The organism is Cupriavidus sp. IDO, assembly GCF_000812465.1.
In the GTDB taxonomy this organism is placed as follows: Bacteria; Pseudomonadota; Gammaproteobacteria; order Burkholderiales; family Burkholderiaceae; genus Cupriavidus.
Genome location: NZ_JWMA01000040.1, coordinates 42420 through 66639, shown reverse-complemented (window position 1 = coordinate 66639; position 24220 = coordinate 42420). Strand labels below are relative to the sequence as shown.

At 67.2% G+C, this 24220-nt stretch carries 22 protein-coding genes; 14 read left to right on the top strand and 8 right to left on the bottom strand.

Annotated features, from left to right (window positions below):
• Nucleotides 1–314: 314 nt before the first annotated feature.
• Together RM96_RS39350 and RM96_RS13760 are read left to right on the top strand one after the other, a co-directional pair.
• Entirely contained in the window at nt 315–488 is a 174-nt protein-coding gene (locus RM96_RS39350; protein ID WP_193752451.1) for a hypothetical protein, read from the top strand.
• 390 nt (nt 489–878) lie between these two features.
• A complete protein-coding gene (locus RM96_RS13760; protein ID WP_039011207.1) occupies nt 879–1322 on the top strand; it encodes a BON domain-containing protein in 444 nt (147 codons plus the stop codon).
• A 165-nt stretch (nt 1323–1487) separates the two neighbouring features.
• Here the strand turns inward: RM96_RS13760 and ku are convergent, their stop codons facing one another.
• The 4 genes from ku to ligD form a co-directional block, all read right to left on the bottom strand.
• Nucleotides 1488–2489 carry a non-homologous end joining protein Ku gene (gene ku, locus RM96_RS13755; RefSeq protein ID WP_039011206.1) on the bottom strand — a complete coding sequence of 334 codons (1002 nt, stop codon included), beginning with the start codon at nt 2487–2489 and terminating at the stop codon, nt 1488–1490.
• A gap of 206 nt (nt 2490–2695) precedes the next feature.
• Nucleotides 2696–4654: a hybrid sensor histidine kinase/response regulator gene (locus RM96_RS13750; RefSeq protein ID WP_039011204.1), complete on the bottom strand. Its 1959-nt coding sequence runs from the start codon at nt 4652–4654 to the stop codon at nt 2696–2698.
• 241 nt (nt 4655–4895) lie between these two features.
• Complete coding sequence (locus RM96_RS38610; protein WP_152624106.1) at nt 4896–5087, bottom strand: hypothetical protein; 192 nt, start codon at nt 5085–5087, stop codon at nt 4896–4898.
• A gap of 72 nt (nt 5088–5159) precedes the next feature.
• On the bottom strand, nt 5160–7790 hold the full coding sequence (gene ligD / locus RM96_RS13745) for a DNA ligase D (RefSeq protein WP_039011201.1): 2631 nt from the start codon (nt 7788–7790) through the stop codon (nt 5160–5162).
• A 293-nt stretch (nt 7791–8083) separates the two neighbouring features.
• Here ligD and RM96_RS13740 point away from each other — a divergent pair, with 293 nt between their 5' ends.
• Complete coding sequence (locus RM96_RS13740) at nt 8084–9106, top strand: SDR family oxidoreductase (RefSeq protein WP_039011200.1); 1023 nt, start codon at nt 8084–8086, stop codon at nt 9104–9106.
• A 283-nt stretch (nt 9107–9389) separates the two neighbouring features.
• Nucleotides 9390–11429, top strand: coding sequence for a PAS domain-containing hybrid sensor histidine kinase/response regulator (locus RM96_RS13730; RefSeq protein ID WP_082016544.1), 2040 nt, complete (start codon nt 9390–9392; stop codon nt 11427–11429).
• Here RM96_RS13730 and RM96_RS13725 read toward each other — a convergent pair.
• On the bottom strand, nt 11414–12436 hold the full coding sequence (locus RM96_RS13725) for a sigma-54 interaction domain-containing protein (RefSeq protein WP_039011198.1): 1023 nt from the start codon (nt 12434–12436) through the stop codon (nt 11414–11416). The two genes, RM96_RS13730 and RM96_RS13725, sit on opposite strands and share 16 nt — an antisense overlap.
• Nucleotides 12437–12707: 271 nt before the next feature.
• On the opposite strand from RM96_RS13725, the gene RM96_RS13720 reads away from it, so the two are divergent.
• From RM96_RS13720 to RM96_RS13700, 5 genes are all read left to right on the top strand, one after another.
• Nucleotides 12708–14111 (top strand): sigma-54-dependent transcriptional regulator, encoded by a 1404-nt coding sequence (locus tag RM96_RS13720; RefSeq protein WP_039011196.1) that lies wholly within the window; start codon nt 12708–12710, stop codon nt 14109–14111.
• 137 nt (nt 14112–14248) lie between these two features.
• Nucleotides 14249–15094, top strand: coding sequence for a sensor histidine kinase (locus RM96_RS13715; RefSeq protein ID WP_238587257.1), 846 nt, complete (start codon nt 14249–14251; stop codon nt 15092–15094).
• A gap of 219 nt (nt 15095–15313) precedes the next feature.
• Entirely contained in the window at nt 15314–15646 is a 333-nt protein-coding gene (locus RM96_RS13710) for a hypothetical protein (RefSeq protein ID WP_039011194.1), read from the top strand.
• A 41-nt stretch (nt 15647–15687) separates the two neighbouring features.
• Nucleotides 15688–16275, top strand: a complete 588-nt coding sequence (locus RM96_RS13705) for a hypothetical protein (RefSeq protein ID WP_039011193.1) — start codon at nt 15688–15690, stop codon at nt 16273–16275.
• A 69-nt stretch (nt 16276–16344) separates the two neighbouring features.
• Nucleotides 16345–16800 carry a PRC-barrel domain-containing protein gene (locus tag RM96_RS13700; RefSeq protein ID WP_039011192.1) on the top strand — a complete coding sequence of 152 codons (456 nt, stop codon included), beginning with the start codon at nt 16345–16347 and terminating at the stop codon, nt 16798–16800.
• Nucleotides 16801–16951: 151 nt separating this feature from the next.
• Here the strand turns inward: RM96_RS13700 and RM96_RS13695 are convergent, their stop codons facing one another.
• Entirely contained in the window at nt 16952–17293 is a 342-nt protein-coding gene (locus tag RM96_RS13695) for a BON domain-containing protein (protein WP_039011191.1), read from the bottom strand.
• Between the two features lie 293 nt (nt 17294–17586).
• Between RM96_RS13695 and RM96_RS13690 the strand changes: the two genes are divergently transcribed.
• From RM96_RS13690 to RM96_RS13675, 4 genes are read left to right on the top strand one after another with little or no spacing between them, the layout of a single operon-like run.
• The gene (locus RM96_RS13690) at nt 17587–18147 is read left to right on the top strand and encodes a low affinity iron permease family protein (protein WP_082016543.1); all 561 of its coding nucleotides are present in this window, start codon (nt 17587–17589) and stop codon (nt 18145–18147) included.
• A 32-nt stretch (nt 18148–18179) separates the two neighbouring features.
• Entirely contained in the window at nt 18180–19352 is a 1173-nt protein-coding gene (locus tag RM96_RS13685) for a DUF3182 family protein (RefSeq protein ID WP_052279500.1), read from the top strand.
• Complete coding sequence (locus RM96_RS13680; RefSeq protein WP_039011190.1) at nt 19339–20271, top strand: alpha/beta hydrolase family protein; 933 nt, start codon at nt 19339–19341, stop codon at nt 20269–20271. Before RM96_RS13685 ends, RM96_RS13680 begins: the two co-directional genes overlap by 14 nt.
• A 52-nt stretch (nt 20272–20323) precedes the next feature.
• A complete protein-coding gene (locus tag RM96_RS13675; protein WP_238587262.1) occupies nt 20324–21376 on the top strand; it encodes a DNA topoisomerase IB in 1053 nt (350 codons plus the stop codon).
• 14 nt (nt 21377–21390) lie between these two features.
• On the opposite strand, the gene RM96_RS13670 is transcribed toward RM96_RS13675, so the two are convergent.
• Both RM96_RS13670 and RM96_RS13665 read right to left on the bottom strand, forming a co-directional pair.
• Entirely contained in the window at nt 21391–22044 is a 654-nt protein-coding gene (locus RM96_RS13670) for a ParB-like protein (protein WP_039011189.1), read from the bottom strand.
• Nucleotides 22045–22067: 23 nt separating this feature from the next.
• Nucleotides 22068–22952 carry a BON domain-containing protein gene (locus tag RM96_RS13665; RefSeq protein WP_039011188.1) on the bottom strand — a complete coding sequence of 295 codons (885 nt, stop codon included), beginning with the start codon at nt 22950–22952 and terminating at the stop codon, nt 22068–22070.
• A gap of 273 nt (nt 22953–23225) precedes the next feature.
• Here RM96_RS13665 and RM96_RS13660 point away from each other — a divergent pair, with 273 nt between their 5' ends.
• Nucleotides 23226–24083 carry an SDR family oxidoreductase gene (locus RM96_RS13660; RefSeq protein ID WP_039011187.1) on the top strand — a complete coding sequence of 286 codons (858 nt, stop codon included), beginning with the start codon at nt 23226–23228 and terminating at the stop codon, nt 24081–24083.
• Nucleotides 24084–24220: the final 137 nt, after the last annotated feature.

The window sequence follows — 24220 nt, the reverse complement described above, 5'->3', positions numbered from 1 at the left end:
CCTAAAAACCCCATCTATTGACACCGGGAGTCATATCAACGCGTTTTTGGTTACTTTTGTCGCTCGGACAAAAGTGACTCGCCCGGCAGGGCGAAACCGGCCGTCGACCTGCGACAACGCCCAACCGCAGCCACAACCCTCAGGCACATCAGCCCCCAACCCCACAAATCAGCGAAGAACCCAAAAAAAAAAGCCGGAACCCCGTAACCCGAAGTCCCGGCTCGCCAATCTCCGGAGTGCGTCAAGGCAGCACCGCATGTTGCTGCCACACGCGCCCGGATAGCTGCTGTTTACGGTTGGCGCTGGCCCCCTTGATGGCCTTGCTGACCGCCTTGTTGCGAGCCACCGCGGTTCTGCTGTTGCTGCTGGCCCTGTCCCTTGTCTTGGTTGCCCATCTGGCCACCGCCTTGCTGCTTCTTGTCCTGGTCGCTACCTTGCTGGCCGCCGCGTTGGCCGGATTGCGACTGGTCTTGCTGCTTCTGGCCTGACTGCGATTGGCCCGGTTGCTGTTGCTGCTGTCCCATTACTGTCTCCATGACGCGGCGGACTTGCCGCATCGCCATACCCGCAATCGGCGTGCCAGCGCCCGAGGCGCCCTGGATAGCGCTTGCCAGCGTGGCAGACGCAACATTGGCGCGTTTGTGCGCTGGCCGGAATTACAAATCCCTGCTCCGAATTACACGCATTACGGTGTATCGGGCGAGTGACATTCGCGGCGGTTCACCACAGCGAAGGGCGGCTTGCCGGCAGGTACGTTCCTTGCGGTTCATGTTCATGCGGTTCACGAGAACCCGTGGTCGCGATGCATGCATCGCCCGCAAGTCACCTCGTGTGGCGCCTCATGACGAACCGTGTAACCACACCATCAGGAGAGAGCGATGAGAATTCCTGCACGTACCCTGCGCATGACTTGTGTCGCTGCTGCACTGGCGGCGGCTACCGGCGGCGCGTTTGCGCTCGATACAGGCGGCTTTATGCGCGTCGCCACTGACACCACGGCTGCGCCCCCCAACTCTGCCCCTGGCATGCCGGGCCGCGCCGAGGGTGACCACGATCAGCGGCCTGCGGCTGCCAATGACATGAGTGCCGAAAAGGCCAAGCAAGGCGTCAGCGACGGCACCATCACGACCAAGGTGAAGACCAAGCTGCTTACCACCAAGGACCTCAAGTCCACGGGCATTCACGTGAAGACCAAGAACGGCACGGTCAATCTGACCGGCTCGGTGCCGACCAAGGAACAGCACCAGCTTGCCGTGGATGCCACGCGCAGCGTGGAAGGTGTGAATTCGGTGAACGACGAGCTGAAGGTCCTGTCGCGGTAAGCCGCGGCAATCTGCCGGGACATATTTGGCAGGGCAGGCTCACCTGAGCGGCACGAGAGCCTCGGGCCATGATCCGGCCTTGAGGCTCTCGTGCCGCTCTTTCTCGTTTTCGCGGTCAGCGCGTGTCTGAGAGTGAGAGCGTGAAGTGCGGGGCGGGCCCGCGCCTCAGGCGTGCTTGCGCTTGGCCGCCGGCCGGCTGGTGCTCCCTGCAGCCTTGCGTGCCGGCGCGGCGTGCGTGGTGCGCCTGGCAGGCGCGTGCTTTGCCGTGGCGCGCTTGGCCGCGGTCTGCTTCTTCGCGGCGGCGTGCCGGGCCGGCGCCTTGCGGCGCGCCCGCCCTTCGTTGTCGCTGCCTGCTTCGTCCTTGCCGCGGCGGTTCAGGCTCTGCTTGAGCAGCGCCACCATGTCGATGACCTTGGCGCCCTGGCGCGGGGCTTCCGGTTCCTCGGCTGCCGGCGTGAGCTGATGGGTCTTGCCGGATTCGATCTTTTCTTCGATGCGGGCCATGAGGTCGTCGCGATAGGTATCTCGGTACTGCTCGGGGGCCCAGTCTTCGCTCATGTCTTCCACCAGCTTGGTCGCCATCTCCACTTCGCGCGCATGCGCGCCTGTGGGCTTGCCGCTGGCAGGCTTGGGCAGATGCAGCTCCGACATCGACAGCACCTCGTCGGCAAAGCGCATGGTGTTGAGCACCAGCGCGTTGTCATGCACCAGCATCGCGGCCAGGTGCTGGCGGTTGCGCAGCACAACCAGCGCCAGCGCGGCGCGGCCGGTGCGGCGCATGGTTTCATGCAGCAGCGCATAGCCGCGCTCGCCGCGCTTGTCGGGTTCGAGGTAGTAAGGCGTATCGAAGTAGTAGGGCGGGATCTTCTCCGCCTCGACGAAGCTGACGATATCCACCGTCTGCGTGGCCTCCACATTGGCCTGCCGGAAGTCTTCCTCGTTCAGCAGCACGTATTCGTTCTTCTCGTACTGGTAGCCCTTGACGATGTGCTCCTTGTCGACCGGCTTGCCGGTGCTCTTGTTGATGCGCTGGTAGCCAATGGGCGCCATGTCGCGCACGTCCAGCAGGTCGAGGTCGATGGTCTGGCTGCGTGACGCCGGCCGCAGCACGACCGGGATGTTGACGAGCCCGAAGGTTATGGCGCCTTTCCAGATGATGCGAGACACGATGGAACTCCTTGCACTGCCGGGATCGCGCGCTGCGGAGGAGGCGGCGGCAGATCGCCGGGAGGCGGATCGGTGACGGGTTCGGGCGGTCCGGGCGGAGGCTCGGGCGGCGGCGTGTCCGGCTTGTAGGGGGGGATGTCGGGGTCGGGCGTGATATGCACGGGGTCGGCTCCTTGCTTTCGGTGATGGGTTGCCGGACGGCAAGCTCAGGCGTCGAGCCCGTCGAGCAGGCGCGTCAGCGCGTCGAGGTTGGCGGGTTTGACAAGGTGCAGGTCGAACCCCGCTTCGAGCGTGCGCCGCCTGTCTTCCGGCTGGCCGAAGCCCGTCAGCGCCACCAGCTTTGCGCCGCGCAGTTCCGGTAGTGCGCGCAGGCGCCGCGCGGTCTCGAAGCCGTCCATGGCCGGCATGCCCAGGTCGAGCAGGATCACGTCGGGGCGCACGCTGGCCGCGCGCGCCACCGCGCTCTGGCCGTCCGGAGCGGTCACCACGGTATGGCCCAGCGTCTGCAGCGTCATGGTCATCGCTTCGAGCGCATCGATGTTGTCGTCCACCAGCATGACCGTGCGCGGCGGTCCGCTGCGCGGCACGCCCATCCCGCTGGGCGGATGCCAGTTCTGCCAGGGCTCCACGGGCAGCACCACGATGAACGTGCTGCCTTCGCCGGGGCCGGGACTTTCCGCGTGGATGCGCCCGCCATGCAGGCGCACCAGCTTCTGTACCAGCGTCAGGCCGATACCGGGGCCATCCAGCAAGGCCGAGCCACGCTGTGCCTCGGCGTTGGTGTCGCCGCTGCCGTGTTCCGGTGCCAGCGGGTCGAACAGCTGCCGCCGCATGGCATCGGACAACCCGGCGCCGTTGTCGCGCACGCGCACGGTGACGTTGCCGTCCTGCGTGGTGGCCTCCACGCTCACCTGTCCGCCCGCGGGCGTGTAAGTGACCGCGTTGTGCAGCAGGTTGCTGAAGATCTGCGTGAGCCGCACCAGATCGCCCCGCACCGGCAGCGGCTGCTCCGGCAGCGAGAGCCGCAGCGTGTGGCCATTTGCTTCCAGTAGCGGGCGAACGGTTTCCACGGCCGTGTTCAGCGCCGAGCGCAGTTCCACCAGGTCCTGCCGCAGCGTGATCTTTCCCTGGTTGAAGCGCGAGATGTCGAGCAACTCGTCAACCAGCCGCGTCAGGTGATGGAGCTGGCGTCCGATCACGTCGCGCGCGCGGAACATGTCCTCGCGCGAGGGCGAAAGCTGCTGCAGCAGGTCGGCGGCGCTGCGCATCGGTGCCAGCGGGTTGCGCAACTCGTGCGCCAGCATGGCGAGGAACTGATCCTTGCGGCGTTCCTCGTCGCGCAGCGTGCGCAGCGCGCGGTTCTGCGGGGTGACGTCCTGGCAGATGCCCGCTACGCGCAACGAGCGCCCGTCCGCGCCGGCCGTGCTGCGGACCGGGAATGCGCGCGCGCGGATCTCGCGAATCTCGTTGCCCGGCTGTGTCAGCTGGAATTCGATATCCATCCTGCCGCTGCGCAGCATGTTCATGAAGGCGGCTTCCAACCTCGGCCGCTCTGCCGGCGGTACACGATCGAGGCAACGGCGCGGATCTTCCAGGACTTCTTCTGCAGTGTGGCCGAGCAGTGCGGCAAACGAAGGACTGACGAACAGCAGCCGTTTCTCGCCGGGATCCAGGATCCACACCACCTCAGCCAGCGATTCGGCCAGCTGGCGGAACATGTCCTCGCTTTCGTGCAGCGTCTGGGTTGTGCGCCGGAATGCATCCTCGGCCCCGCGCAGGCGCAGCAGCGAGTTGATGCTGGCCAGCACTTCTTCCGGTTCCGCGGGTTCCACGAGATAGCTGTCCGCGCCGCAGTCCAGCGCCTCCACGCGCTGCCTCGCATCGGCCAGCCCGGTTGATGTCAGCAAGATCAGCGTGCGCGCGGTCTCGGGATCGCCCTTGAGCAGCCGGCAGACTTCCAGGCCGCTGATATCGGGAAGCTTCATGCCAAGCAGTACCAGTGCCGGCGCATGCTGGCGTACCAGCGACAGCGCCGCCTGGCCGGTGGCGGCTTCGAGTACCGAGAAATCCGCTCGGTGCAGGATTCGGCTCTTGACGTAGCGAGGGCCGTCGCGATCCTCCACATTCAGGATCAGCGGGCGGCTCGTGGTGGCGGGCGTATCCATGGCGTTCAGGCGCTATGCGCCCCGTGCGTGGATGCGGCCGCGATTGCAAAAATTACCGATCGCTCCGATGCGTGTTTTGTATGCCCTACACGAATGGCTGTCTTCACGATGTCGTTCCCCCATGGCGATACTGCGTTTGCGGCCGTTCACACTCATCGGATGGCCGTCCTTGGCAAGGCAATGGCAAGAGGCGTGCCGGTTGGGTTGTGCACTTGCAAAGGGCGAAGCGGCGCGCCTCCAGCTAGCGGCGCTCCGCTTCGCCGCTGTGGGCTTGGGCGCTGGGTGCAGTGCTGCCGTGTGGGCCGGCCATGGCGAGCAACAATGCGCCTGGCAGCAGCAATTGCCGCAACGGACGCATCGGGCGCGAAGCCAGTGCGCCATGGGGGGCTCGCAGCCGGGGCACCGCGAGCAGTCGGCTGAATCGGTAAGGCATGGTGTGTTCCTTCTCGCCCCACCCGAAAAGAGGGTGCTCTTGCCTGGAAGTGGCAAGAAGCGTGCCGCAGCGTCAGCCGCGCGCCAGGCGCGATGCGGCGCGCGTAATGGCCTGCCGCGTGTCGGCGTATCCGGCCCAGGGATCGTGCGACTCCAGTTCCCCGAGCCGCGGGCCGACATTGGCGACGTTCCATTGCTCGGCGCTGCGCAGCCCGTCCAGTTCCTCCCATGCGAGCGGGATCGACACGCCCAGGCCGGGGCGCGCCCGCGCCGAGAACGCGGCGACCGTGGTGGCCCCGACGCCATTGCGCAGGTAATCGATGAAAATCTTGCCAACGCGATTGCGCGCGCCGCTCTTTGCGACAAAGCGCTGCGGGATGGTTGCGGCGATGTGCAGCACCACCTTGTGCGCAAAATCCTTCACTTCGTCCCACCCCGCGCGTGGCGTGACCGGCACCACCACATGCAGGCCCTTGCCGCCGCTGGTCTTCACGAAGCTGGCCAGGCCGAGTTCGTCGAGCAGCGCCCTGACCAGCGCGGCGGACTCGCGCATGTGCGGCCATGGCACGCCTTCGCCAGGGTCGAGATCGAAGATGATGCGGTTCGGCTTGTCGATGCTGCGCTTGTTCGCATTCCACGTGTGGAACTCCACGACATTGAGCTGCGCCGCGCCAATCAGCCCCGGTGCCGACACGATCTCCAGCAGCGCCGGATGCCCCGGCCACAAGCTTGCGTCCAGCACGTTGATCCCTTCGACCTGCAGGGTGTCGCCGTGCCGCTGGAAGAACTGCTGCCCGTCCACGCCGGCCGGGGCGCGCACCATGGCGATCGGGCGTCCGCGCAGGTGCGGCAGCATCAGCGGGGCGACGCGGTCGTAGTAGCGCACCAGCTCGCCCTTGGTGATGCCGGTTGATTTGTCGATCACGCGATCGGCATGGCTGATGGCCACCTTGCCGGCTGCGGCGGCGGGCTTGCCCTTGCCGCGCTTTGCAGCTGCCGGCTCCCTGGCCTGTTCGACGGAGATCCCGCCTGCCGGCTTGTCGGTGCGCAGCCCGTGGAACACGGAATGCCGCACGCGCCCTTCGCGCGTCCAGGAACCGAAAGACACTTCGGCCACCAGCTTCGGGCGCACCCAGTGTCCCTTCACCGATACGGGCAGCGCATGGAAGGGCGGCTTGTCCGCCCGCAGCGCGTCCAGCTGCGCGCGCAGCTTGCCGAGCGTGTGGGTATCGAAACCGGTGCCGACATTGCCCGCGTAGCGCAACTGTCCGCTGGCATCATGCACGCCCAGCAGCAAGGCACCGATGCCCTGGCGGCTGCCCTTGGGATCGGTGAAGCCGCCGATCACGAACTCCTGGCGCAGCGTGCATTTGAGCTTGATCCAGGTATTGGTGCGCGCGCTGACATAGGGCGCATCGGCCCGCTTGCCGATGACGCCTTCCAGCTTCATGCGGCAGGCGGCATCGAGCATGTCCGCGGCGCTTGCCTCGAATTCCTCGCTGAAGCGAAGACGCGACGCCGTACTGCTTTCGAACAGGCGCCGCAGCAGCGCGCGCCGCTCCGCCAGTGGTACCTTGCGCAAGTCATGGCCGGCATAGAACGGGAGGTCGAATACGAAGTACTGGATGGTGTCGACATGCGCGGTCTCGAAGGCGTTCTGCAATGCCTGGAAATCCGTCTCGCCGTGCTTGCCCATCACCACGATCTCGCCATCCAGCCAGCCGTCCGGCAGCCCGAGCGCGCCGACTTCCTTTGCGAGCGCCTTCAGCTTCGGGGTCCAGTCATGACCCTGCCGCGTGAAGAGCCGCACATCGCTGCCGTCGATGCGCGCCAGCAGGCGGTAGCCGTCGAACTTGATCTCGTAGCGCCACGCATCGCTGTCCGCGGGGGCCTGCTCGACCAGCGTTGCGAGTTGCGGCGCCAGCGCGAGCGGCAGCTTTGCTTTGACCGCTCCTTGCGGAAGCGCTAGCCCGGTCCCGGATTTCCCGCGGCCGCTGGCGGTGGGCGTGCCGGCGGCTTTCGCCGTCTTGCGCGCGGCGCTGCGGGCGGTCCCCGCGAGCACGCTGTCCGGCAACGCTTCCACCACGTCGAACGCGGAGGCCGGCTGCGCGTCTTCGTCGCGCTCCTTGATCAGCAGCCAGGCGTCCTGCTCCTTCTGCCGGCTGCCGTGCATGCGCACCAGGGTCCAGTGGCCGTGCAGTTTCTCTCCGCGCAGCTCGAACTTCAGCTTGCCGGCGCGATAGGCGGCGTCCGGATCGCCCTCGGGCACCCACACGCCGCGGTCCCAGACGATGACCGTGCCGGCGCCATAGTGGCCCGGCGGAATGACGCCTTCGAAGTTCGCGTAGTCCAGCGGGTGATCTTCCACATGGACAGCCATGCGTTTGTCGGCGGGGTCCAGGCTCGGGCCCTTGGGCACGGCCCAGCTCTTGAGGGTGCCATCCAGCTCGAGGCGGAAGTCATAGTGCAGCCGCCGCGCCGCATGCTTCTGGATCACGAAAGAGAGGGCGTGCGCGCGCTGGCGCGTGCGCTTTCTTGCGGCCGGTGCGCCGCTCGGTTCCGGCGTTGCGTTGAAATCTCGCATGCGCTGGTACTTGCCCAGCGCGCCGGCGGATCGGGTGCCAGCGGGCTTCCTGGCTGGCGCGCGCTTCCGGGCGGCGGCAGCGCGGCCGTTGTCCGGTTCCTGTCGGGTAATCCTGGCCATGGCGGTGCCTGCTGGTAGGACTTGAATGGATTCAGCTTATGCAGTGCATGGCGTGCCGGAAATCGGCGATCGTCCTACAGACAAAGCCCTGTGGACCGCATGTGGTTCTTACCGGCTCTTGTAAATCCTGGTGCTGCGTGCGCGGCGCGGGATGCGGATCGCTGCCGGGAACACTCCTTGCGTGATTGCGGCTGGTACAGATGAGGGGCCGGCAGCGCGCCCGGATGCCGGCGCCCTTGTCCACGGCGCCGCGGCGCTTGTGCCATACAAGCCGGGCAGGAGGCAGCAAGCAGATGAAACCATCTCTGAAGAAGATCGGGTCGCAGACCATCGTCCTGACCGGGGCCAGCAGTGGCGTAGGCCTGGTGACCGCCCGCAAGGCGGCCGCCCTGGGCGCCAAGCTGGTACTGGTGGCGCGCAGCGAGGAGTCGCTGCACAAGCTGGCCGAGGAACTGCGTGAAGGCGGCGCCGAGGTGATCACGGTGCCGGCCGACGTCGGCAAGCAGGAAGACGTCGCGCGGGTAGCCCAGGCCGCGATCGAACGCTTCGGTGGCTTCGACACATGGGTCAACAATGCCGGCGTTACCATCTTCGGACGCCACAGCGACGTACCGCTGGAAGACCAGCGCCGGCTGTTCGATACCAACTACTGGGGCACCGTGCACGGATCGCTGGCCGCGGCCGCGCATCTGCGCGAGCACGGCGGCGCCATCATCAATATCGGCAGCGAGGCGTCGGACGGGCCGCTGCCGCTGCAAAGCGCCTATGCCGCCTCGCAGCACGCGATCAAGGGCTTTACCGATTCCCTGCGGCTGGAGCTGGAGCAGGAAAAAGCACCAGTATCGGTCACCCTGGTCAAGCCGGCCGGGCTGGAAACGCCGCTGGTGACGCATGCCAAGAACTTCCTTGACGTGGAACCGCGGCTGCCGCCGCCGCTGTACGATCCGGCACTGGCCGCCGACGCCATCCTGTTCGCCGCGGAACATCCGCGCCGCGACATGTTCGTCGGGGGTGCGGCCAAGGCGTTCTCGGCAGCGGCGTATCACGCGCCGCACACTTTTGACCGATTCATGAGCCGCTTCATGGGCCGCGCGCAGCAAAGCCGGCATCCGGCCGGACCGATCGATGACAACGCACTCTATGGCGGCGGCAGTGGCATGCAGGAGCGCACCGGCAACCGCGCCGCCCTGCAATCGTGCCCTTACACCAGCACTGCCCGCCATCCTCTGCTGGCCACGGCGCTGGTGGTCGGCGCTTCGGCCGCCATGGCCGCGGTCCTTCAGAGCCGGCGCGGGCGCGGCGGGCCGGCGGGATGACCCGTATGATGCACCTTGCGCCTCTTTTCTCCTTCCTCGCCTGCTGAACATGCGGCGTACAGGCCGCCAGCGCCTATCATGGAATCGCTGCGTGCCGGTTCGTGATAGGCGGCGCGGCTCCGCTTCGGGCGCTGGCCGGACACGCCTGCGCATGCAGCGCAACTGCCAGGCGGCGGTTTCAAGATGATCCTGGGGTCATCGCCGGCAGCGGCGAACTCGCAGGCCGTACCGCGTGACGCCTGCTGCATCCTGGAACTGCCTTTGAGGAAAGGAGCGCATTTCCATGTCAGAGCCGCGCCCGGCAGGGAAAACGGTCGCCGGCCACGCCACGGCGGCGGCGATATCGAGCGGCAGCATCAAAGCGGACGGCGCGGAAAAGAGCCTCGCGAGCGCGCACCCTGACCCGCAGAGGCGCTCGCCGGCTTCGGACCCTGAAAGCGAACGCTATCGAGAGATGCTCGGCGCGCTGGAAGGCTGCGCCGTCTTCGCGATTGCCGCCGACGGCCATGTGCAAACCTGGCCCGAGCCCGCGATGCGCCTGTTCGGCTACACCCCCGCGGAGATCGCGGGCGGGCATTTCTCGTGCCTGTTTACGCCCGCCGATATCGAATCCGGTGTGCCACAACGCTGGCTGGACGCCGCCCGGCAGTCAGGCAGTGCGCAGGACGACGGCTGGCGGGTGCGCAGCGACGGCAGCCAGCTGTGGGCGGCCTGCGGCATGACCGCCATGGCCGACGCCAGTGGCGCCGTCAGCGGCTTCGTGGTGGCGAGCCGCGATATCACCGTGCAGCTCGCGGCGGAAGAGCACGCGCGCCTGGCCGACGAGCGGATGCGGTTGCTGGCCGAAACCGTGCCTGGGGTCGCCGCATGCGAACTGAGTCCCGACGGCGAAATCCGCAGCTGGAACGCGGGCGCGCAGGAGATTACCGGCTACCCGGCCGAAGAGGCGATCGGGCAGCCGCTGTCGATGCTCTACACGCGGCAGGACGTTGCTAGCGGCCACGACCGGGCGGGCCTGGAAGCCGCACGCGCGAGCGGCCAGTGGGAGGGCGGCGAGCGCCTGGAGCGCAAGGACGGCTCGGTGGTGCGCTGCCAGACGCGCATCGCGCTGATCCGGGATGCGGGCGGATGCCCTGCCGGCATGCTGTGGACGGCCCGCGACGTCAGCGATGCCCTGCGGCTGGAAGAACTGGAGTCTGGCAACCGGCGCGTGCAGTCTTTCCTCGCGATTCTTGCGCATGAACTGCGCAATCCGCTGGCGCCGATCCGCAATGCGGTCGATGTGATCGCGCTGACGCCTTCGGTCGATGTACGCATCCAGCGCTGCGCCGAGATCATCGATCGCCAGTTCCACCAGCTCGAACGGCTGGTCGATGACCTGCTCGATGTGGGCCGCGTCACGGCCGGCAAGCTGAAGGTCGAGCTGACGCCCACGGCCTATAACGACGTCGTCACGGCCAGCATCGAATCGATCCGCCCTGTGCTGGAGTCGGCCGGCCAGCAACTGGTGGTGTCATTGCCGCCGGAGTCGCCGCATGTGTCCGCAGATGCGGCCAGGCTCGGACAGGTGCTGATCAACCTGCTCAGCAATGCCACCAAGTACACGCCGCGCGGCGGCACCGTCGCCGTCCACGTCGTGGTCGAAGACGGCAGCGTCGTCACGACTGTATCCGACACAGGCCAGGGCATGGAGCCGGCCGCGCTGGATCGCATCTTCAATCTTTTCTCCCAGGAAAGCGAGGGCGTCAGCCGCGGCGGGCTGGGCATCGGGCTGGCGCTCGCCCGGGCCGTGGTCGAAGCGCACGGCGGGGCGATCCAGGCCGACAGTCAGGGGCCGGGCAAGGGCAGCACCTTCACCGTGATCCTGCCGCAGGTGGCGGCGTGTGGCGAGCCGGCGGGGCATATCGATGCCGATACCGGACGCAAGCGGCGCGTGCTGATCCTCGACGACAACCCTGATTCCGCCGACAGCATGGCCGAGCTGCTGAACCTGCTCGGCCACGAAGCCCGGCCGGCCTACACCGGCTCGCAGGCGCTTGCGCTGGCAGCAGAGTTCCTGCCCGACTGCGCGCTGCTCGACCTGGAAATGCCGGACATGAGCGGCTTTGAAGTCCTGGATGCGCTGCAGGCCATGCCTGCCGGGCAGTCGATGCTGTTTTTCGCGCTCACGGGGCGCGGCACGGCCGACGATGTGCGCCGCTCGCAGGAAGCGGGCTTCCACATCCACCTGGTCAAGCCGCTGAGCATCGAAGCCCTGCGCCGTGCATTGTCGATGCCGGTAGTCCAGTCTGTACAGGGAGGCGCGCGTCAGCCGGAGCGGTAGACGTCGAGCCGGTTGTAGAGCGTCTTCAGGCTGATGCCGAGTGCCTTCGCGGCCTGGCGCTTGTCGCCGCCAAAGCGCGCCAGCGTTGCCATGATGATTTCGCGCTGCGTGTCCGCCAGCGTGGTGCCGACGCGCACATTGACCACGCCATCGACGGTGGTCGGCCGGGGCGGCTGAGTGGCAAGGTTGGGATTGCCGATCTCGACCACCTTGTCGGCCAGGATGAAGGCGCGGTACACGGCGTTCTTCAGCTCTCGCACATTGCCCGGCCAGTCGTAGCGCGCGAGCCGCTCGATCGAGGCTGCGGAGAACGCCTTGTCGGTCTGCTCCATCGCGTTGTACTCGGCCAGGAAGTGGCGCGCAAGCGGCACGATGTCGTCGGGACGCTCGCGCAGCGGCGGAATGTGCAACGGGAACACTGCCAGCCGGTACAGCAGGTCTTCGCGCAACTGGCCGGCCCGCACCGCCTCCAGCGGGTCGCGATTGGTGGCAGCCAGGATGCGCACGTCGCTGACGATCAGGGTGTCGCCGCCGACGCGGTGGAAAGTGAGGCTTTCCAGTACGCGCAGCAGCTTGATCTGCATCTCGAGCGGCATCTCGGTAACTTCGTCGAGGAACAGCGTGCCGCCTTGCGCCTGCTCGAAATATCCCGCCTTCTGCTCGATGGCGCCGGTAAAGCCGCCTTTTTCGTGGCCAAACAGCTCGGATTCGATCAGGCTGGGCTGGATCGCGCCGCAGTTGACGGCGATGAAGGGGCCGTTGCGGCGCGCGCTGCGATCATGGATGGCCCGTGCCACGACCTCCTTGCCCGATCCGCTTTCGCCCACCGCCAGCATCGTCACATCGGTGGCCGCGACACGATCGATCTGGGACAGCAGCCGCTGCATGGCGGCAGAGGTACTTTCCCATAGCAGGGAGACCTGCGCGGGAACGGCGCGGCGCGGCGCCGCCTCGCTGGCGTGGGGCGCGGCTCGCCTGGATGGGCTGGTGGCGCTGGTCGGCACAATGCGGCCCTTGTCATGAGAAGTTCCTATGCTAGCCTTTGCCGTGGGGCCTTGCCAGACAGGCGGCGCAGCGCGCGGAAACTTCCGACACCCGTGTCAGACGGACACCGGCAACGATGGAACCGGCCCGCACTTAGACTTTCAATACCTGAAGACCCGTTGCATGCCTGGATGCCTGCCGCGCGATGCAGCATTGCGCCGCAGCAGGCCGGGTTTGCTGTGTCCGCCGCTGTTTTTGATGTGCAGGCCCGCTGGCCGGGCCGTCAGAGATTCCATGCCGCATATCCTCATCGTCGACGATGACGAGAACGCCTGCGCCGCACTTTCGGAAATCGTCGCCATCGAAGGCTTCACTTCCGCGACCGCCGGCAGCCTGCGCGAGGCTCGTCTCCAGATCGGCTGGCATATGCCAGATGCCGTACTGGCGGACCTGCGCCTGCCGGACGGCAACGGGATGGAGCTGTTCTCGGAGCTGGGCTCGTCAGGCGTGGAAGTGATCCTGACGACGGGCTATGCGAGCGTGGAGAGTGCCGTCGAGGCGCTGCGCGCCGGTGCGACGGACTACCTCGTCAAGCCGATCAACGTAGCGCGGCTGCAGACCGTGCTCCGGCGGCTAGCCACCACGGGCGAGCTCAAGGCGGAAATCCACTCGCTGCGCGGCGAACTGCGCCGGTACGGACGCTTCGGGCGGCTGCTGGGTGGCTCCGAAGCCATGCAGGTCGTCTACGACCAGTTGGCGAGGGTGGCGCCAACCGAGGCCACCGTGCTGCTGATCGGCGAGAGCGGCACCGGCAAGGAGCTGGCCGCGCAGACGGTCCATGAGCTCTCCTCGCGCAGGCGCCAGCCGTTCCTGGCCGTCAACTGCGGCGCGATCTCGCCCACGCTGATCGAGACCGAGATGTTCGGCCACGAGCGCGGCAGCTTCACCGGCGCCGACCGGCAGCACAAGGGCTACTTCGAGCGCGCCGACGGCGGCACGCTGTTCCTCGACGAAATCACCGAAATGCCGGCCGAGCTGCAGGTCAAGCTGCTGCGCGTGCTGGAAACGGGCACCTTCATGCGGGTCGGGACCAACCGTGAATGCCATGCCGATGTGCGTGTGCTGGCCGCCACCAACCGCAACCCCGAAGAGGCAGTTGCCGAGGGCAAGCTCCGCGCCGACTTGTTCCACCGTCTCAACGTGTTCCCGGTGGAGCTGCCGCCACTGCGCGCGCGCGGCGATGACGTGGTGCAGATCGCCAACACCATGCTGGAGCAGCTCAATGCCGAGCAGGGCACCCAGCGCCGCTTCGCGCCGAGCGTGCTTGACAGCCTGCGCATGCATGCGTGGCCGGGCAATGTGCGCGAGCTGCGCAACTTTGTCCAGCGCGCCTACATCATGGCTGACCAGGATGTGATCGCCGAGGTACAGGTGCCGCTGCAGGTGGCCGCTACGCAGGCGGCGGGCACGGCGGTAGTGTCGGTACCCGTGGGCATGTCGCTTGCGGATGCCGACCGGCAGCTGATATTCGCCACGCTGGAGCAGTGCGCGGGCGTCAAGAAGCACGCCGCGGAGATCCTCGGCATCAGCCTGAAGACTTTGTACAACCGGCTGGAAGATTATGCAGCCAAGGGCGAATTGCCCGAGTGGCTGCGGGCTTCGCGCGGCAACGATAACGGCACCAACGCGCCAAACTGACCGGCCCCTCGGACCGCTCTGCGACCAGCCTGGACGGGCTCCCACCGCGTGTGACACCAGCGTAATCGCCCCGGCGCGGCGGCCACGCAGCACGCTTCTTGCATAAGTACGTCCAGCAGGTAACCCGGCCGAGAACCATGACGCAGCACCCACCGCCCTCCGGTACGCCGGACGCATCCCACGATCTCTCCGCCTGCAGCTCCGCTACGGTTGATCTGCAGACTGCGGTGACATCGCCCGCCGTGCGCAGCGTGGTCGAGGTGGGGACGCTGATCGAACAGTCCGCCCATGACCTGCGCTCGTCGCTCAATGCCATCCAGAGCTGGGCCTATGTCCTCGAACGCGCGGTCGATGCGGCACCGCCGCCCGCGCAGCGTGCGCTGGACGGCATACGCTCGGGCATGCAGCAACAGCAGGCGCTGATCGAGGAAATGGAGGAAGCGGTACGCCTGCTGGCCGATGAAAATCCGCCGCAGTGGCAGCAGCTGGATCTGCTCGCCGCGATCGACCAGGCCATTACGGATCGCCGCCCTGCGGCAGAAGCACGCGGTGTGCTGCTGCCACCTGTGGAGACCGACGGCGCGCCGCAGGGATCCGCCTACCAGATCGATGGCGACATGCCCCGCCTGGTGCCCCTGCTGCGCCATCTCCTCATGCACTGCATCTGGCGCGCGCAGCCCGGCGGCTCGGTGGGCGTGCATCTGAGCCACGAACCGGATCACGTCAAGCTGCGCATTACCGAGAGCCCGCCGCTCGATCGCGAACGCAGCGCCACGCGGCTGAACGCCTTGTCCGATTTCTTCGGGCGACGCGTGCCGGGGCAGAGTTCGCAGACTTCACGGCAGAGTGCCGCGCTGCTGCTGACGCGCCGCATGATTGAACTGCATGGCGCGAAGCCCGGCGCCGAAAGCCTGGACGGAGAGAACGAGAAGGTCACCATCTGCATCTCCGTGAGGTTTCCGCGCCACGCCGTCCTGGCGTAAATGTCGGCTGATATCCGGCAGCCTGCTTTTTCCTCCTGTAGTTTTTACCGATACGCGCACAAAGTGCATGCCGCGCCCGGCGTAACGGGCAAGCTTTGCGAACGCGACGGCGCCCGCACAGGCGTCATTGTGCGGCCCGCATCGCTACATGCCGCCGTATATGCTCGCTGGCCCGCCAATTGCAATGGTTGTGGCAATCCCATCCAGGAGGAACCCGCCATGCCAGACGCCCGCAAATCATCTAAGGCCGCGCCGGCGGCTCACAAGCCGTCGAAATCGCGTGCCGACAAGTCACGCGCAGCGCCCGCCGCGCGCCCTGCCGCAGGCAAGGAGAAAGGCGCCAGGAAGACTTATCAGGCCGCCGTCGACGACTCGCTGGAAATGACCTTCCCGGCCAGCGATCCGATCTCGCCCAGCGCCGCCATGCATGCGGAAAAGAAAACACAAACCGCGCGCGACGATGTCGACTGGAAGCTCAGGCACGGCAGTGAACACCAGCCCGCCGGCGCCAAGCCTGCCGGCCACCGCAAGGGCGCCACCGGCCGCAAGTGACCGCAACCACGGACCCCAGCCTAAACAAGGAAGGAGCGAGCATGTCGTCGATCATTGCCGGGCGCTTCGATAGCTTTGCGCGGGCGGAGACCACCGCCAGCCGCCTGCGGGCGCAGGGCCTCCCCGAGGAAGACCTCAGCCTGTTCTATGTCAATCCGCCCGGCCAGCACGGCGCCTATCCGATCGGTGGCGACCATGCCGCCGATTCGGGCGCACGCAGATCGGGAACCGGAGCCATCGGCGGCGTGGTGATCGGCGCGGCGATCGGCGCCCTGGCTGGTGCCGCCACGGTGGCAGCGCTGTCTGCATTGCCGCCGTTGTCGGTGCTGATCGTGGTCTTTGGGGTCGGGCTCGGCGCCTACCTGGGCTCACTGGCAGGTGCGCTGGCGCTGGCGCGCGATGGCGGGCGCAATCCGCGCACCGGCCAGCCGCCCGTTCGCAATGCAGGCGTCCTGCTTGCCGCGCACGTCACGCACGCGAACGACGAACTGGTGGCGGACCTGCTGCGCAAAGGCGGTGCGAAGGATGTGGAACGGGCAGACGGCCGCTGGAGCGAAGGCCGCTGGATTGACTTCGACCCGCTGGTGCCGCCGGTGCCAGCGGAGCCGGAGCCTGAACAACGCGCGTGAGCGCATCGCTCTCGGCATGCGACCCATTGCATCCGCCGGACAGAGCTTTCTGCAACCAAGGAGTCAGCCATGAAGTCAGTCGAATCACGCACTCCTGGCCGAGAGCCAGGCGCCTCCATCGTTGGCGGCATTGACCAGAATTCTCCCGGCCCGGGCCCGTTCGTGATGGCGGCCGACACGCTGGAAGGCAACAAGGTGGTGGACCCGGCCGGTGAGGACATCGGTACCATCGACCACATCATGATCGACGTGCTCGGCGGGCGCGTGGCCTATGCGGTCATGGCGATGGGCGGTTTTCTCGGGATCGGCGAAAAGCTGTTCGCGCTGCCGTGGTCCGCGCTCACGCTGGATACGCGGCGCAAGTGCTTTGTGCTCGGGGTCGAGAAGGACCGCCTGAAGGCCGCGCCGGGCTTCGACAAGGACCACTGGCCGAGCATGGCGGATTCGCAGTGGGCCACCAGCATTCACGAGTACTACGGCATATCGCCATACTGGGAATCCGACCGCTACGATCCGTGGGGCTGATATCCCGGGGAGCTGCGAAGCAGCGAACAGGGTGGGAGCGAGAGGGAAGGCCGGCGGAGTTTCCGCCGGTTTTCCTGTGCTTGCGGCGCGTGAAGGGATGCGGCTTTCGCAATCCGTCGAAGCACCCGAAGAGCCCGGCAGGCGCCAGCGCTCAGACCTTGTGGTTGATCTGCCCGGACGGACGCCCGGCCGGGTTCGCATCGGCGCCGCTGGAAGGCGGCTGGCCGGGCGGCTCGACAGGGGCAGGCTGCCGCGTCCGCAGCGCGTTGTGCACGCCCAGCACGCCGGGGCTGACCGCCGCGGCTTTCTCGATGCGCTGGGCGATGTACTGATCTTCGACACAACCGTTGAGCAAGACCCTCCGGTCGGCCACCGCTACGGTGACACCCGCGGGAAAGATCCCGCCGAACGCTTCGGTGATGCGCTCGCGCACCTGCGTGTCGAGGGTCTGGTCCGGCGATCCGGTTGCATCGGCAAAACGTGGTCCGGTCATGGTTTCTCCTTTGAGCGGCTATCGCGCCGACGGTGCGTGCAAGGACAGCGCAAAAAGCATTCCCGCCGCCGGAGTGCCCGCCAGCGCTGGCGGGAGCGCCGTACGCGGTATGCGTCGTGTGAAGGTCTTGCGTGCGGTGCAGAAAGGCGCGCTGCGCTATCGCACCGCAATGCGGTGGCGGAGTGCAGCCTGCGTTGTAGGACAGCGCCCGCTGAACCATTGGCGGCGCGCTCCATACAATGTAAGCAGCGCATTGCCGGCGGCGGCAGCCAGCCAACAGCCAGGAGCGGAAGATGAGCAAGCCAGCATTTAACGTGCATCGGATCGACAGCGCGCCCGCACTGCACAGGGAGCATCCCATTCTTCATGCCTTCGACCGCCTTGCCGGGGCGGCCACGCGGCAGTTGGGCTCGGCCACGGCATTCGTGCTGGCGGTTGGCGTCGTGGTGGCGTGGGCGCTAACGGGCCCCATCTTCGCCTTCTCTGAAACGTGGCAGCTCGTGATCAATACCGGCACCACCATCATCACCTTCCTGATGGTGTTCCTGATCCAGCAGAGCCAGAACAAGGACGCCGTGGCCGTACACCTGAAGCTCAACGAACTGCTGGCCTCGCACAAGGAAGCCAGCAACATGCTGGTCTCGATCGAAGAGCTCGACGAGGACGAGTTGCGCCAGCTGGTCATGTTCTATCGACAGCTGGCGCAACTTGCCGACGAGGAGGGCGGGCTCAAGTGCAGCCATTCTCTGGATGAAGCCCGCGAGAACCACGTGGCCAAGCACAGGGCACGTTCCGCGCGGCCCACGGGTGGCGGCGCCGCTGTGCCTGGCGGCAGCCGGATCCCGGCACATTGAAACGGGCGTCGATACGCTGCGAGGAGACCACCTTGCCAGACATCAGCACGCAACGGCGGGTGGTCCTGTATGGCTGCCCCGACTATGACGATGCCGGCAGCCATCAAGGCATGACGCTCGCGCAAATCGGCCGCAAGGTTGCCGAGGTGGTTGGCTATCCGTTCGCGGGTGCGTTCGAGACATGCGGCGAGAAACGCCCGGCATCTGCGAAGCCAAAGACCCCGCCGTTCTACTTTGTGCCGCTGGATACGGTGGTCGGACTCGATCAGGCTGCCAGGCTTGGCATTCACAGCGCGGCCGATCTGTTTGGCGGCGTGGTGCCCTTTGCCTTTATATCGACCAAGGCGATTACCCACGAACTGGTGGCACCAGCTGCCGCTGCGCCCGAGGGCTGGTGCGGCGGCTTCGCGGAACGCACACGGGACGCGGTGTTGCCCGGCTATACGGCATTCTGCCGCGACGCTGCGGCGCTTGCCGGCCGCCGGCTGCTCGCGGACGGACCGGTGCGGCTGAAAGAGCCATGCGGGCTTGGCGGCCTGGGCCAGCAGGTGGTGGAAGACGCTGCCGCGCTTGACCGCGCACTGGCGGCCATGGACCAGACGGCGCTAGAAGCGCACGGCATCGTGCTCGAGCGCGACCTGGACAAGCCGCAGACCTGGAGCGTCGGCCAGGTCGAACTGGGCGGACTGCGCGCCAGCTATTGCGGCACGCAGGATCTGACCAGCAACAACCGCGGCCAGTCCGTCTATGGCGGCTCGACACTGACCGTGGTGCGGGGCGGGTTTGATGCGCTGCTGGCGCAGCCTTTTCATGCGCACGCGCTGGCGGCGGTGCGCGCGGCAATGGTCTATCACGATGCGGCGCTGGCCTGCTTTCCGGGCATGTTCCTCTCGCGCTGCAACTACGACGTGGCAGCAGGACGCGCAGCGCAAGGCAATGGCGCGAAGGCCAGCGACCAGCAACTGCTCGGCGTGCTCGAGCAGTCATGGCGCGTAGGTGGCGCCACCGGTGCCGAACTGGCCGCGCTGGCGGCATTGCAGGCCGAACCGGAGCGCCGCCGCGTGGTGGCCTCGACCCGCGAAATCTATGGCGCCGGCGCGGAAGTTCCACCGGGCGCGGAGATCTACTTCCAGGGCGAAGACCGCAACGTCGGCGCATTGACCAAATACGCACTACTGGAGCCTGACGCAGATGGCAACGCATGAAGAAAACGTGGAAATCCAGTCCGAAGGCGGCAGCATCGCCGGCACGCTGATCACGCCGGCCACGAAGCTGCCCGGCGTGCTGTTCGTGCACGGCTGGGGCGGCAGCCAGCAGCAATACCTGGCGCGCGCGCGCAAGGTGGCCGGGCTGGGCTGTGTGTGCCTGACCTTCGACCTGACCGGGCATGCCGGCACCAGCGGCCAGTACGAGACCGTCAGCCGCATGCGCAACCTGGCCGATGTGGTGGCTGCCTACGATGTGCTGGTGCGCCAGCCCGAGGTGGACCGCAACGCGATTGCCGTGGTCGGCAGCAGCTACGGCGGCTATCTGGCCGCCGTGCTGAGCACGCTGCGTGCGCTGCGCTGGATGGCATTGCGCGCACCGGCGCTGTACATGGACGCCGGCTGGGAACTGCCCAAGCGCCAGCTGCATCGCGACCAGGACCTGGTCGCCTACCGCCGGCAGGTAGTGGCGGCCGATACCAATCGCGCCTTGCGCGCGTGCGCCTCGTTCGCGGGCGATGTACTGGTCATCGAGTCCGAGCAGGACCAGATCGTGCCGCATGCGGCCGTCACCAGCTACGTGGATGCCTGCGTGCAGGCGAACTCGATGACCTATCGCGTGATCAAGGGCGCCGACCACGGCCTCAGCGACGAGGAGAGCCAGCGCGCCTACAGCAGCCTGCTGGTGAACTGGCTGCGCGAGATGGTCACCGGCGCGCGTGCGGGTCCGGTGGCGGCTGAGCCTGCGGCACCAGCGTCGGCCCCGGCGGCCCATGACGATCCGTCAGTGAAGGGGCTTGAGCCCGCAGCGCCGGAAGCCGGAAGCGGCTCGGCGAATGCCGTGCCGCCGGAGACGCCTCACCCGGCGGGTACGACGGAGTCCGCGATAACAGCGGCGCCGCGCGGCGAAGACCCGTAGCACCGTTGCTTCCGGCATCCGGTGCCATCACGCTGAGGCGCCTGTCGTGGACATTACCCTGCCGCCGTCCGCTACCGATGACACTTTGCGCACGGTGCTGCGCGAGGTCGGATTGCGCTATGTCGACGACAGCGCGCCTGGCATCACGCGCCGCCGCTGCGGCGGCGGCTTCGCGTATCTCGATGCCAACGGCAAGCCGGTGCGCGACGCCGCGACGCTGGCCCGCATTGCGGCGCTGGCGATTCCTCCCGCGTATGAAATGGTCTGGATCTGCCCCGACCCCGCGGGGCATCTCCAGGCCACCGGACGCGACGCACGGGGCCGCAAGCAGTATGTCTACCACCCGGACTGGGGCGCGCTGCGGGATTCAGACAAGTACGCGCGCCTGCCAGCCTTTGGGACCGCGCTGCCGCGGCTGCGCGCGCGCGTGGCGCGCGACCTGGGGCGCAACGGCATGCCGCGCGAGAAAGTGGTCGCGGCGGTGGTGCTGCTGCTCGATGCCACGCTCGTGCGCGTTGGTAGCCCCCGCTACGCGCAGCAGAACCGCACCTACGGCCTCACCACGCTGCGCCGCCGCCACGCCACCGTGCGTGGCAGCCGCCTGCGCTTGCAGTTCACGGGCAAGAGCGGCATCACGCACGACGTGTCGGTCAATGATCCGCGCCTGGCCCGCGTCGTGCGCAGCTGCGCCGACCTGCCGGGCCAGCACCTGTTCAAGTACCGCGACAGCGACGGCGAGATCCGCGAGATCGGCTCGGCTGACGTCAACGCCTATCTGCAGGCGGCAACAGGCGGGGACTTCACCGCCAAGGACTTTCGCACCTGGGCTGGCAGCGTGCATGCGCTGGCCATGCTGCGCACGGCTAGCGCGGACAGCAGCGAGAGCGCGCGCAAGAAGCAGGTGGCGGAGGTCATCAGGGAGGTGGCGCAGCGCCTGCGCAATACGGTGGCGGTATGCCGCAAGTGCTACGTCCACCCCGACGTGATCGAGGCGTTCCTGAATGACGAGCTACGCGGCTGCGCGCGCGTTGCGACCATCAGCCGCCTGCGTGCGGATGAGGCAAGGCTGTTGAAACTGCTTTCGCAACGGGCGGCGGCGCAGTAGCCCGATGGGCTGCGTTATCGCCCTGCTCGCCGGACGGGACACGGAAGGCCGCCGACATAGCCCGGCAGCTTGCGCGCCCGGGCGCTGTGCGCAAGGCGGAAGCCGTGGGCAACCGCGACCGCGAAGTTGTGCCGGGTGTCGAGCGGGCCGTCGATATGGCGGCGAAAGAAGTCTGCCCAGCGGAAGTCCGGATAGGCTTGCTTGACCTTGCGGTATCCGCCTGCCAGCTGCACAAAGGCTTCCAGGCTGCGGTAGGGGTCGTCGCGCATGTGATGGACGGCATCCGGCAACTCGCTCAGGGGCCGGCGCTTGCCACGCTCGTCATAGGGATGAACCAGGTGGTTGGCGACCATATAGCGCCAGAATGCAGCCTCGGTCATCGTGCTCAGGTCGGCAAGCACCAGCGCGGGCACGTGCGACATGCCCATGTCGTGCCAGGCCCGCACCCAGTGGTGGTGATCCACCACATAGAGCGCCTGCTCCGGCCCAATCACGACGTGGACACGGTGCCGGTCAAGGAAGGCCGCGCGCCGGTCCGGTGGCACGCGGCGCGTGACGTGAATTTTCTGCGCAACGTGATAGGCGCCGATGGTGATCTGGGTGGGGCGCAGGACGTCAAGCGGCACCATCAGCTTGGCGCCCTTGCGCAAGGTACGGACGGTGCGCATGAGGACCGGGCGCGAACGCTGGGTCAGCTCTTGTTGAGAGTGCGGTCAGGGGAGATCGTTCCCGCCCCCATTTGCGATGCTTCGTCGCCGGTGCCCGAACCTGCCGGCCGCAGCACGCGCAGATGGTTCTCCACCTCCATCACGCCGAAGACGGCATCGGCGATTTCCTCGATGACGTACTTCTCGCGGCGTTCGCGCACGGTGCCGCCCAGCGTGACCGTGCCGCCGGCAACGTCCACAGTGACATCGCCAACATCCACATACGGGTTCATCGCCAGACGTTCGCAGATGTCTTCGCGTATGCGCTCGTCCGGGCGATGGTAGCCCTTGGGCCCGACCGGGCGGCGCGTGGCGGCGGGCTGGCCGGCGCGTTGGCGATAGCCCGGGTCGTCCGGATAGACGCGCTGCCCGCCGCCGTATGACTGGCCACCGCCCTGGCCGAGGTCGCTGAAGTAGCCGCCGCCGAAGCTGGGCTGGCCGCCGCGCTGTGCACGGTCGCGCTCCATGCCTTCGCGCCAGTGCATGGCGCGGCCGCCGCGGACTTCGCTTCGCGGGTCGTCTCCGGGATAGCTGCGTTCGCCGCGCTCACGGATGCGATAGCCAGCGTCTTCCGGTGCCGGCTGGTAGCCGCCGTAGCCGCTGCTGTACGGATGGCCCCTGCCACCCATGTCGGCCGCGCCATACTCGCGGCGGCCCCATTGCCCGCGCTGCTGGCCTGCCGGGGTGTCCTGCTGGTACCAGGAGCCGCTGCGGGCTTCGCGCTCGCCACGCCAGTCTTCGCCCCATTCCCGCCCCCAGTCTTCCGAGCCGCGGCCGGGCTCATGATGCTCGCGCCGCTCCCGGGCCTCCTGCTCGCGCTGGCGCTGTTCGTCGCTCTCCCTGCTGCTGTGACTGCGGAAACTGAACATATCTGCCTCCTTGTGATGTCGACGCCGGCCGACGGCGTGCCCGATAGCGCCGGGGCGACTGTCCATGGTCAACCCTGCCGCAATAAGCATGCCGCCTCGTGCATCGTCACCTGACAGGCTGTCGGCAGCATGGCGCGCAGGGTAATGCACCATGCGAGGTGTAAGTCTTGCTGGCCGATGTATCGGTTACGGCCCGGCAGGGCGCTGCAACGGCCGGTGCGCGGCATGAAACTTGCGCGGGGCAGCCCATCCGGTCATATCCAGGAGCGCGCCATGTCTACCCCCAAAGATCTGCCGCCGCAGCACCAGAGGCGCCAGCCTGGCCTGGAGAGCCGCATGCATCCGCAGCCCGACAGCGGGGCGGAGGACTATGTCGGCAGCGGCCGCCTGAAGAACAAGGTGGCACTCGTGACCGGCGGAGACAGCGGTATCGGCCGCGCGATTGCCGTCGCCTTTGCGCGCGAGGGCGCGGACGTCGCCATCTCCTATCTGGACGAGCACGGCGATGCGAAGGAAACCGTGGCGCTGGTGGCGGCCTCTGGCCGCAAGTGCCTGTCCATTGCCGGCGACCTCGCGGACAACACCCACGCGAACGCCGTGGCGCAGCAGGTGCTGCGGCATTTCGGCAAGCTCGATATCCTGGTCAACAATGCCGCCGAGCAGCACCCGCAGGAATCGCTCGAGGACGTCGGTGCGGAGCAGGTTGAGGCCACGTTTCGCACCAATGTCTTTGCGATATTCAACCTCACCCGCGCCGTGCTGCCGCACCTGAAGAAAGGGTCGGCCATCCTCAACACCACGTCGGTCACGGCGTATCGCGGCAGCGCGCACCTGCTGGACTACTCGGCGACCAAGGGCGCCATCGTGTCGTTCACGCGCTCGCTGGCGCTGCAGGTGGTCGAACGCGGCATTCGCGTGAACGGTGTGGCACCGGGGCCAATCTGGACACCGCTGATCCCTTCCACGTTCACGGCGGAGGAGGTCGCCGAATTCGGCAAGAAGACGCCGATGGGCCGTCCCGGCCAGCCGTTCGAAGTGGCCGCGGGCTATGTCTTCCTGGCCTCCGATGCGGCGAGCTATATCACCGGGCAGATCCTGCACATCAACGGCGGCGAAGTGGTCAATGGCTGACACCGGGTTTCGCGGCGCGTGTAGATCAGGGCCATCTTTTGAAAAAATTGCATGAGGCGCCACCCGCTCGCGCGGCCCGGCAGCAGGCTGGCGGGTCGGCGCACCTTTTGCAGGGTTGCGGAATAACTTCAATCTTC

Excerpts from the sequence above, each read along its gene's own strand:
- ligD (WP_039011201.1), bottom strand. The coding sequence starts at position 7,790 with ATGGCCAGGATTACCCGACAGGAACCGGACAACGGCCGCGCTGCCGCC.
- RM96_RS38610 (WP_152624106.1), bottom strand. The coding sequence starts at position 5,087 with ATGCCTTACCGATTCAGCCGACTGCTCGCGGTGCCCCGGCTGCGAGCC.
- RM96_RS13670 (WP_039011189.1), bottom strand. The coding sequence starts at position 22,044 with ATGCGCACCGTCCGTACCTTGCGCAAGGGCGCCAAGCTGATGGTGCCG.
- RM96_RS13740 (WP_039011200.1), top strand. The coding sequence starts at position 8,084 with ATGAAACCATCTCTGAAGAAGATCGGGTCGCAGACCATCGTCCTGACC.
- RM96_RS13750 (WP_039011204.1), bottom strand. The coding sequence starts at position 4,654 with ATGGATACGCCCGCCACCACGAGCCGCCCGCTGATCCTGAATGTGGAG.
- RM96_RS13705 (WP_039011193.1), top strand. The coding sequence starts at position 15,688 with ATGTCGTCGATCATTGCCGGGCGCTTCGATAGCTTTGCGCGGGCGGAG.
- RM96_RS13660 (WP_039011187.1), top strand. The coding sequence starts at position 23,226 with ATGTCTACCCCCAAAGATCTGCCGCCGCAGCACCAGAGGCGCCAGCCT.
- RM96_RS13710 (WP_039011194.1), top strand. The coding sequence starts at position 15,314 with ATGCCAGACGCCCGCAAATCATCTAAGGCCGCGCCGGCGGCTCACAAG.
- RM96_RS13730 (WP_082016544.1), top strand. The coding sequence starts at position 9,390 with ATGTCAGAGCCGCGCCCGGCAGGGAAAACGGTCGCCGGCCACGCCACG.
- RM96_RS13760 (WP_039011207.1), top strand. The coding sequence starts at position 879 with ATGAGAATTCCTGCACGTACCCTGCGCATGACTTGTGTCGCTGCTGCA.
- RM96_RS13715 (WP_238587257.1), top strand. The coding sequence starts at position 14,249 with ATGACGCAGCACCCACCGCCCTCCGGTACGCCGGACGCATCCCACGAT.
- RM96_RS13700 (WP_039011192.1), top strand. The coding sequence starts at position 16,345 with ATGAAGTCAGTCGAATCACGCACTCCTGGCCGAGAGCCAGGCGCCTCC.
- RM96_RS13690 (WP_082016543.1), top strand. The coding sequence starts at position 17,587 with ATGAGCAAGCCAGCATTTAACGTGCATCGGATCGACAGCGCGCCCGCA.
- RM96_RS13680 (WP_039011190.1), top strand. The coding sequence starts at position 19,339 with ATGGCAACGCATGAAGAAAACGTGGAAATCCAGTCCGAAGGCGGCAGC.
- RM96_RS13695 (WP_039011191.1), bottom strand. The coding sequence starts at position 17,293 with ATGACCGGACCACGTTTTGCCGATGCAACCGGATCGCCGGACCAGACC.
- RM96_RS39350 (WP_193752451.1), top strand. The coding sequence starts at position 315 with ATGGCCTTGCTGACCGCCTTGTTGCGAGCCACCGCGGTTCTGCTGTTG.
- RM96_RS13720 (WP_039011196.1), top strand. The coding sequence starts at position 12,708 with ATGCCGCATATCCTCATCGTCGACGATGACGAGAACGCCTGCGCCGCA.
- RM96_RS13665 (WP_039011188.1), bottom strand. The coding sequence starts at position 22,952 with ATGTTCAGTTTCCGCAGTCACAGCAGCAGGGAGAGCGACGAACAGCGC.